This window comes from Bradyrhizobium sp. 137 (assembly GCF_023074095.1).
Classification (GTDB): domain Bacteria; phylum Pseudomonadota; class Alphaproteobacteria; order Rhizobiales; family Xanthobacteraceae; genus Bradyrhizobium.
Genome location: NZ_JADPKU010000095.1, coordinates 1 through 9586 on the forward strand (window position 1 = coordinate 1; position 9586 = coordinate 9586).

The following is a 9586-nucleotide window of genomic DNA, read 5'->3' on the forward strand; positions in this document are numbered from 1 at the left end:
TGCAGATAGTTGCGCTCAATCGTCCGGTCATAGCTGTTGTCGCGCATCGGATCGTCCTCCGCTGGAGCGATCCAATCAGCGAATTAGTGAACATGCACAATTGCGAGGAGCCCTTGCGACGAAGCAATCCAGACTGCCACCGCAGAACAATTCTGGATTGCTTCGCTTTGCTGACGGTGAGGAGAGAGTTAGCCCCTCACCGGCAGCGTCACCACGTCATACCCATGCCTGATCGTTCGCTTCAGCACGGGATCTTCCAGCTCGAATTCGAACCGGTCGGCAGGGCGGATGCCGCCCTTAGCGGCGAAGGTGCCGCCGAACATTGCGCAGCCGTCGGGCAGCTTCCCGCCCGGAAAGCCGCGTGCGATGAGCTCAGTGACCGGGAGCATGGCATCGAGGGTGCCCTCCTGATAGAGCATGCGCTCGCCGTCGATCGTGGCGTAGGAGCGCAGGATCATCTTGTCCCAATGGCCGACGACGTCCTCGAGCTCCCACAGCGTCGACGCGATCGGCTTGTCGCACATCTGCTTGGACACTGTGACGTTATAGGCCTCGACCTTGCGGTCGGTGTGATCGGAGCCGCAGCCGACGAAGATGCGGCCCTGCCACCCGAGCAGCACGAACTCGACCTCGCCGGACGAGTCGCCGCCGGTGCATTCGATGCGGTCTTCCATCGTCAGCCGCCGCGCCGAGACGCGATAGTAGATCGGCGTTGAGGCCGGCCGGGCGATGCCGACGGCCTCGAGCTCGGCGATGTGCTTGTCGCGCGCGACCGGATCGCGGCCGGTCCAGCCGGCGATGAAGGCCTGGTCGATCGCCAGCGTCAGCGGCGTTGTGGTGTCCTGGGCGTCGACGGTGAAGGTCAGGTCAAACACGGATTACGGCCTCCATGCCGGCAGCAAGTTCGAAGATGCGGCGGTCGGTCCCGCCCGCCCCCGCCAGCATCAAGCCGACAGGAACGTGGCCCTCGCGATGCGCAGGCAGCGAGATGGCGCAGCCGTCGATCAGGTTGATCAGGCTGCAATTACGCAAGGCGCGGATATTTTCGCGGGCGAATGCCTGGTCGTCGGCGAGATCGGCGATTTTCGGCGGTGTGTTGGGCGTCGTCGGCAGCACCAGGGCGTCATAAGGCGCAATCCGTGCATTGACGCGGGCGATCAGCGAGCGCCGCTCGTTGAGCAGATCGATGTAATCGGCCGCGCTCTGCACCTCGCCGCGCATGATGCGCACGGCGACCCTGGGATCATAGACGTCGCCCTTCGCGGTGATGAGATAGCGATGCCAGGCATAGCTTTCGGAAGCTGCAAAGCCGCCTTTGGCGTTCATCGGGCCGATGTCGTGGAATTCAGCCATTTCGATGCGCTCGACCATGGCGCCGTGATCGGCGAGCGCCTTCAGCGCGCGCTCGAAGGTCTCGGAGACCTGTGCATCGAGGTCGTCGAGCGCGATCGTGGTCGGCACCGCCAGCCGCAAGCCCTGGATCGGCCGCGGCTTGAGCGGAACGATCGGCTCGTTGGCCAGCACCGCGTCGAGTATGGCACAGCAACTGACCGATCGCGCCAGCGGCCCGATGCTATCGAGCGAGAACGACAGCGGCACCGCGCCGTCGAGCGGCACACGGCGCTGCGTCGGCTTGTAGCCGACGATGCCGTTGAAGGCGGCCGGAATCCGGCAGGAGCCGCCGGTGTCGGTGCCGAGGGCGCCATGCGCCATGCCATCGAGCACGGACACTGCCGCGCCCGAGGACGAGCCGCCGGGCACATGGCCCTCCGCCCGGTTCCATGCGCCCTTCGGCGTCCCATAGTGCGGATTGATGCCGATGCCGGAATAGGCGAACTCGGTCATGTTGGTGCGCCCGATCACGACGAAACCGGCTTTGCGCAGCCGGGCCACTGCGACCGCATCCTGCTCGGCCGGTGAGGAATCGTCGAGCGCGCGGGAGCCGGCGCGCGTCACCTGGCCCCTGATGTCGAAGAGATCCTTGATCGAGATCGGGATGCCGGCATAGCGCGACGGCGCGGCCTTGGCCTTGCGCAAGCCGTCCATCGCGTCAGCGGCCGCGAGCGCAGCATCCTTGTCAACATGGATGAAGGCGCGCTGGCCTTCGCCGGCCGGATCGGCGATCCTGGCGATGCACGCCTCGACCAGCTTGCGGGAGGTCGTGCGGCCGCCTTCGAGGTCTCCGGCGAGCTTCGCCAGTGTCGGAAAATCGGGCATGTCTGTCTCACGGAATATTGGCGCGCGCAATCTATAGCGCCGGCCGAGGTCGACACAAGCATTGTGCGCATGATGGCATGCATGCGCATTGCTGGACCGTTGACGCACTATAGTCGATTGTCGCATCAAGATCGAAACAGGCGGGCGCGAAGCCTGTCTCTTGGGAGGAGCTGCCGATATGGCCGAACCGCAGCGCGCGCGACCGAAACCGACGCCAGAGACCCAGCATTTCTGGGACGGCACGAAGGCGGGCGAATTGCGCCTCCAGCGCTGCGACGCTTGCGCGCATATCTACTTCCCGCCGCGCCCGTTCTGTCCGTCCTGCGCCTCGCGCAAGGTCTCGGTGTTCAAGGCGAGCGGCAATGGTTTTCTCTACAGCTACGTGATCAACCACCGTCCCGCTGCGCCCGGCTTCACGCCGCCTTACGCCATCGCCGTGGTCGAGCTCGATGAGGGGCCGCGAATGATGAGCAACATCATCGACTGTCCGCAGACGCCCGAAGCGCTCGAGCTCGACATGAAGCTCGAGGTCGCCTTTGAGAAGCTCGACGACAACATCACCCTTCCCGTCTTCCGTCCGGCGAAGGGCTAGGCCATGCGCAAGAACCAGGTTGCCGTTGTGGGCGCGGCCGAGACCACCGAGCTCGGTGTCATCCCCAACGCCTCGCAGCTCCAGCTCCACGCCGACGCGGCGCTCAATGCTATCGCCGATGCCGGGCTGAAGCTCTCCGACATCGACGGCTTTGCGACTGCGGTCGAAACGCCACAGCAGGTCTGCCATTATCTAGGCATCAAGCCGACCTGGGTGGACGGCACCTCCGTCGGCGGCTGCTCCTTCATGCTGCACGTGCGCCACGCGGCCGCGGCGATCGAGGCCGGTCTGTGCAAGACCGTGCTGATCACCCATGCCGAGAGCGGCAAGTCGATGATCGGCAAATTGCCGCGCTCGACGCCACCGGACAGCCTCAACGGCCAGTTCGAGGCGCCCTATGGGGTCTACGGCCCGCCCAGCATGTTCCCGATCCCCGTGCTGCGCTTCATGAAGACCTACGGCATCACGCACGAGCAGCTCGCTTCGGTCGCGGTGGTGCAGCGGGAATGGGCGGCCAAAAATCCGCGCGCGATGATGAAGGAGCCGATCACGGTCGCGGACGTGCTCAACTCGCGCATGATCGCCTATCCGTTCCGCCTGCTCCAGTGCTGCCTTGTCACCGACGGCGGCGGCGCGCTGATCCTGACCTCGGCCGACCGAGCCAAGGATTTTCCGAGGAAGCCGGTCTACATCATGGGCACTGGCGAGAGCGTGGAAACACCGATGGTCAGCCAGATGGAGACGTTCAATTCCTCGCGCGCGTTCAAGACCGCAGGGCCCCTCGCCTTCAAGGAGGCCGGCATCGCGCACAAGGACGTCGACCATCTCATGATCTACGACGCGTTTGCACATCTGCCGCTGTTCGGGCTCGGCGACCTCGGCTTCATGCCCTATGAGGAAACGGGCAAGTTCATTGCGGACGGCAACACGCGGCCTGGGGCTAAGCTGCCGCTCAACACCAATGGCGGTGGTTTGAGCTATATGCATTCGGGCATGTACGGCATGTACGCGCTCCAGGAGAGCGTGCGGCAGATGCGTGGCACCGCGCCGGCACAGGTGCCGAACGCGAAGGTCTCGGTGTGCCACGGCGTCGGCGGCATGTTCGCGGCGAGTGGCACGATCGTGTTTACGAACGAGAGGTAAGCCCTCGTCGTTCCGGGATGGTCCGAAGGACCAGACCCGGAACCTCGAGATTCCGGGTTCGTGCTTCGCACGCCCCGGAATGACGCAGACAACAGGAGAACACACGCATGAGCAAATCACTGCAAGACAAGGTCATCATCGTCACCGGCGCAGGCCGCGGCATCGGGCGGGAGATCGCGCTGCTTTGCGCCGCGGAAGGCGCTAAGGTCGTCGTCAACGATCCCGGCGCCGCCGCCGACGGCGCCGGCTCGAACACGGCGCCCGCCGAAGAAGTGGTCGAGGAAATCAAGAAGCGCGGCGGCACTGCCGTTGCCAATTTCGAGTCGGTGGCCGAAGCCATTCCCGCGAGCAAGATCGTGAAGACCGCGACCGATCATTTCGGCCGGCTCGACGGCGTCGTCAACAATGCCGGCATCCTGCGCGACATGATCTTCCACAAGATGAGCGTGGAGGCCTTCGAAGCGGTCATCAAGGTGCATTTGATGGGCTCGTTCTATGTCTCCCACGCCGCGGCGCGGATCTTCCGCGAGCAGGAGTCGGGCTCCTTCGTCCATTTCACCTCGACCTCCGGCCTGATCGGCAATTTCGGCCAAGCCAACTATGCCGCCGCCAAGCTCGGCATCGTTGGCTTGTCCAAGTCGATCGCGCTCGACATGGGCCGTTTCAACGTCCGCTCCAACTGCGTCTCGCCGTTCGCCTGGACCCGCATGATCGGCACCATCCCGACCGAGACCGAAGCCGAGAAAGCGCGGGTCGAGAAGATCAAGCAGATGGGACCGGAGAAGATCGCCCCGCTCTGCGGCTATCTGCTGGGCGATTCCGCCAGGGACGTCACCGGGCAGATCTTTGGCGTGCGCATGAACGAGATCTTCCTGTTCAGCCAGAACCGTCCGATCCGCTCGGTGCAGCGAAGCGAGGGCTGGACGCCGCAGTCGATCGCGGAACACGGCATGCCGGCACTGAAGGGGTCGTTCTACAAGCTGGACCGCTCGGCCGACATCTTCACCTGGGATCCCGTCTAGCTGGATTCCAAGCTATTGCTGCATCGCGGTCTCCGGTTGTTCGGCCGGGATCGCCCGCTTTACGCCCGATTGCAGGCGGATGGTTTTCCTCCCAACAAAAAAATGGGAGGCGACTATGACGAAACCACTGACCATTTCTGCCGAATCCAGCGAACCCTCTCTCGCGCGCCGCACCCTGTTGAAGGGCGCGGCGGCCGCAGTCGCGGCGACGGGCGTTACCATGAACGCGGCCTTGGCAGCCTCCGTCGCGCCCTTGGGCCAGACAGGCGCGCCGACGAGATCGACGGCGCCGTTGCCCTTGGGACCACTGCCGGGCAGCCGCTATCCGGACTCCCACTTGGAATCCGCCAAGAAGGGGCCGCCATCCTTCGGGCCCTCCGGCTTTCCCGCCTTCGCCGGCACCATGGCCGTCGAGCGGGTCGCCACCGGCTTCCGCTGGGCCGAAGGTCCGGTGTATTTCGCCGCGGGGCGCTACCTGTTGTTCAGCGACATTCCGAACAACCGCATCATGCGCTTCTCCGAGGATGACGGTCACCTCAGCGTCTACCGTCAGCCCTCCATGAACTCGAACGGCAACACCATCGATCGCGAGGGACGCCTGATCACATGCGAGCATAGCGGTCGGCGCGTGACGCGGACCGAACTCGACGGCTCGATCACCATCATCGCCGACAAGTTCAACGGCAAGCGGTTGAACTCGCCCAACGATGCGGTGGTGACGGCCGATGGCGCGATCTGGTTCACCGATCCTGCCTACGGGATCGGCGGCTTCTATGAGGGGATCAAGGCCGAGCCCGAGCAGGACAAGAAGAACGTCTACCGGGTCGATCCGAAGTCCGGAGAGGTCAAAGTCGTCGTCGACGATTTTGTGGAGCCCAACGGGCTCGCTATCTCGCCGGATGAGAAGAAGCTCTATATCTGCGACACCGGGTTCACCGATGGGCCGGACAACCCGTCCCATATCCGCGTGTTCGATCTCGACGTGACCGGGGGGAAGGTGTCGAACAGCAAGGTCTTCGCTGAAATGCCAAAACCGAGCATCACCGACGGCGTCCGCTGCGACACCGAAGGACGGGTCTGGTGTTCGGTGGGCTGGGGCGACCCGAACGAAGACGGCGTGCGCTGCTATACCCCATCGGGCGAATTGCTCGGCAAGATCCATATTCCGGAAACAGTCGCCAATCTGTGCTTCGGCGGCCAGCAGCGAAACAGGCTGTATATTTGCGGCTCGACATCGCTCTATGCCGTCTACACCAGCGTGCAGGGCGCCATGAAGCCGTGAGATAGTGCCGTCATTCCGGGGCGGCTCGAAGAGCCGAACCCGGAATCTCGAGGTTCCGGGTTCGATGCTTCGCATCGCCCCGGAACGACGACGTCAACCCGTATTCCTCAAGCCAGCCGAGATGCCGTTGATGGTGAGCTGGATCCCGCGCAGCACCTGCTCGTCCGGGTTCTGCGCGCGATGCTCCTTCAAGAGCTCGACCTGGACGTGGTTGAGCGGATCGAGATAGGGGAAGCGGTGGCGCACCGAGCGCTCCAGCAGCGGATTGCTTTGAAGCAACCGGTCCTGGCCCATGATGTCGAGCAGCGTTTCGATGCAGGAATGCCATTCGCGGCGGATGCGGCCGAAGATTTTTTCCCGCAGGGCTTCGTCCGGCACGAGCTCGGCATAGCGCGAGGCGATGGCGATCGAGCTTTTCGCCAGCACCATGTCCATGTTCGAGAGCAGCATGCGGAAGAACGGCCATTCCTGGTAGAGCTCCTTCAGGAACGGCATGCCCTTGTCGGGATGCTCGGCGATCCACTGCTCGACCGCGCTGCCAAAACCGTACCAGCCCGGCAGCATCAGACGGCATTGCGCCCAGGAGAACACCCAGGGAATGGCACGAAGGTCCTCAATCGCGCGCGTCTTCTTGCGCGAGGCCGGGCGGCTGCCGATATTGAGCGTCGCGATCTCGTTGATCACGGTCGATGACCAGAAGTAGTCGACGAATCCATCGGTCTCGTAGACGAGGCCGCGATAAGCCCTGAAGGCAAGGTTCGACAATTCGTCCATCGCGGTCAGATATTCGCGGCGCGGCGCGCTCTGGCGCGGATTCAGCAGACTCGCCTCCAGCGTCGCTGCGGCGAGGATCTCCAGATTGTAGCGGCCGACCTCGGCGTTGGAATATTTCGACGAGATGATCTCGCCCTGCTCGGTGATGCGGATCTGGCCGTTCACGGCACCGCCGGGCTGCGCGATGATGGCATCATAGCTCGGACCGCCACCGCGACCGACCGAGCCGCCGCGGCCGTGGAACAGGCGAAGGCGCACGCCGTGGCGCTCGAACACGTCGACGAGGCCGATCTCAGCCTTGTAGAGCTCCCAGCCCGAGGTGACGAAGCCGCCATCCTTGTTGCTGTCGGAATAGCCGAGCATGACCTCCTGCACGCAGCCGCGGCTGTCGACGAGGCGGCGGTAATCGTGCAACGACAGCATGCGGTCCATGATTCCGGAGGAGGCCTGCAAATCCTCGATGGTCTCGAACAGGGGGACGATATTGATGGCGCTGCGGCCGGAGGGATGGACGAGGCCGACCTCCTTGAGCAGCACCGCGACCTCGAGCATGTCCGACATGCCCTTGCACATCGAGATGATGCATTGGGGAATCGCGTCCGAACCGAACTTCGCATGCGCTTCCGCGGCAGCATGGAACACGTTGAGCTCGCCCATGGTCTCGTCGCTGTACTTGACGAATGGCGAGACCAGCGCGCGCGTCGAGCGTAACTCGTTGGTGAGCAGCGAAATGCGGGCGTCCTCGCCGAGCGCGAGATAGGACATGCCGGGGTTGGCAGCATCCATCAGCTCGGCAATGGTGCGCTCATGCACGGCAGAGTTCTGGCGGATGTCGAGCCGCGCCAGATGGAAACCGAAGCAATCCACCGCGCGCCGGAGCAGCCGCAGCCGGCCGCGGGCGATGACGCGGGCATTGTTCGAGATCAGCGAGCGGTGCAGCACGTCGAGATCGGCTTGCAGCTCCCTGACGCTCTCGTAAGGCTTGCCCTTGCCGACCGGCCGCCGCGTGATCTCGACTTCCAGCTTTTCGGCGGTCGCGGTAAGGCGCGCATAGATGCCGGACACCGCGAGGCGATAAGGCTCGCCGCTTCGGTGTGGCGAAGTATCCGGCGAGCGTTCCGCCAGCGTGCGCAATTCCTCGGAGACATCGGCGAGATGCGCGGCGATCGACAGCTCGGAGCCGAGCACGTGCAGCTCGTTGAGATAGAACTGCAACACCCGGCTGGACTGCAGCCGCAGCGTGCCGCGCATGACGTCGGCGGTGACGAAGGGATTGCCGTCGCGGTCGCCGCCGATCCAGCTGCCCATGCGCAGAAACGAGGCGAGCTCGCCCGCCGCCTGCTCGCCGCCCTCCTCCAGCCGATCTTCGAGCGCGTTGATCAGGCGCGGCACCTCGCGCAGGAAGGTGTAGTCGTAGAACGCCAGGCCGTTGGCGACCTCGTCGAGCACCGTGAGCTTGGTCCGCCGCAAAAGGTTGGTCTGCCACAGCGTCAGCACCTCGCGGCGGAGCTGCTCGTCGCTGGCGGCGGCCTCCTCGGCGGTCAGGGCGACGCGCTCGCGGCGATCGAGCAGGGCTGCGATCTCCATCTCGCGGTCCATGGTGCTCTTGCGGCGGACCTCGGTCGGGTGCGCGGTCAGCACCGGACTGACCAGTGCGGTCTTGAAGAAATTGCGCAGCGCGTCGGGGCCGATGCCCGCCGCCTTGGCATGGACGAGCGTTTCCGCCAGCACGCCGGAGCCGCCGTTCTTGCCCGCGGTGCGGGCGCGCATCTGCCGGATGTTGTTCTGGTCCTCGGCGATGTTGGCGAGATGGGAGAAATAGCTGAAAGCGCGGACGATCCGCACGGTCTCGGAGATCGACATGCCATCGAGGATCTGCTCGAGCTCGCGGCGGGCGAGCCGGTCCTCGTCGCGGTGGAATCGGATCGAGGTCTGGCGGATGCGCTCGACCAGTTCGAACAATTCGGCGCCCTCCTGGTCGCGCACGGTATCGCCCAGGATGCGCCCGAGCAGGCGGATGTCGTCCCGCAGGCGCGCCTCCGCTTCCATCGCCTGGACATCCTCGGGACGGTTGGGGCGATGCTCGGTGGCGTCGGATGGTATGGTCTGGAGGGACATGGCTCGCTCCTCGGTTCGAGCTCGCTTGGATGCCCGGCACGAGCGAGTGTGCGATATTTTTCTGCCGCAGTGCAAGATGAACTTGGTGGCGGCGCGGCAACATGGCTGACCGTGGCAGGATGGGTCTTGCAGAGCGGCGCGCACACGTTCTCGGTCTCGCGGCGCAGGCGCCCGAGGTTTGCTATCCGTCTTCACCCTCATCGAGAAGAGAGGGCGCAGGGAAGGCCGGGCGCCGGCTGGCACCCAGGGTCCGCACGCGAGAAACGCACGCGGGGTGACCACAGGTGACGCCGGGACATCCCGGCCTTCCCTGCGCAATGGTTTTACGGCTTATGGCGCGCTCTTGTGTCTGGGAAATCTGCCAGAATGTGCAAACGGGCGGTTCTCGCAAAACCGCCCGTTGCTGGATCTGAGCCCGGTCGCGCTCAAAGGCCGTGA

The 9586-nt window shown here is 64.5% G+C and carries 7 protein-coding genes; 4 read left to right on the forward strand and 3 right to left on the reverse strand.

The genetic code is table 11. The features are described from left to right. Window positions 1–188 precede the first annotated feature (188 nt). A complete protein-coding gene (locus IVA78_RS25460; RefSeq protein WP_247276047.1) occupies window positions 189–875 on the reverse strand; it encodes a DUF2848 domain-containing protein in 687 nt (228 codons plus the stop codon). Continuing rightward, window positions 868–2217 carry an amidase gene (locus IVA78_RS25465; RefSeq protein ID WP_247276048.1) on the reverse strand — a complete coding sequence of 450 codons (1350 nt, stop codon included), beginning with the start codon at window positions 2215–2217 and terminating at the stop codon, window positions 868–870. Before IVA78_RS25465 ends, IVA78_RS25460 begins: the two co-directional genes overlap by 8 nt. A 178-nt stretch (window positions 2218–2395) precedes the next feature. On the opposite strand from IVA78_RS25465, the gene IVA78_RS25470 reads away from it, so the two are divergent. The 4 genes from IVA78_RS25470 to IVA78_RS25485 all read left to right on the forward strand — a co-directional run bounded on the left by IVA78_RS25470 (window position 2396) and on the right by IVA78_RS25485 (window position 6256). Continuing rightward, window positions 2396–2809: a Zn-ribbon domain-containing OB-fold protein gene (locus IVA78_RS25470; protein WP_247276049.1), complete on the forward strand. Its 414-nt coding sequence runs from the start codon at window positions 2396–2398 to the stop codon at window positions 2807–2809. A 3-nt stretch (window positions 2810–2812) separates the two neighbouring features. Further along, the gene (locus IVA78_RS25475) at window positions 2813–3952 is read left to right on the forward strand and encodes a thiolase (protein WP_247276050.1); all 1140 of its coding nucleotides are present in this window, start codon (window positions 2813–2815) and stop codon (window positions 3950–3952) included. A gap of 107 nt (window positions 3953–4059) precedes the next feature. Beyond that, entirely contained in the window at window positions 4060–4974 is a 915-nt protein-coding gene (locus IVA78_RS25480; RefSeq protein ID WP_247276051.1) for an SDR family oxidoreductase, read from the forward strand. A gap of 115 nt (window positions 4975–5089) precedes the next feature. After that, a complete protein-coding gene (locus tag IVA78_RS25485; protein ID WP_247276052.1) occupies window positions 5090–6256 on the forward strand; it encodes an SMP-30/gluconolactonase/LRE family protein in 1167 nt (388 codons plus the stop codon). Between the two features lie 93 nt (window positions 6257–6349). Here the strand turns inward: IVA78_RS25485 and ppc are convergent, their stop codons facing one another. Next, window positions 6350–9148, reverse strand: a complete 2799-nt coding sequence (ppc, locus tag IVA78_RS25490) for a phosphoenolpyruvate carboxylase (RefSeq protein ID WP_247276053.1) — start codon at window positions 9146–9148, stop codon at window positions 6350–6352. Between the last annotated feature and the right edge of the window lie 438 nt (window positions 9149–9586).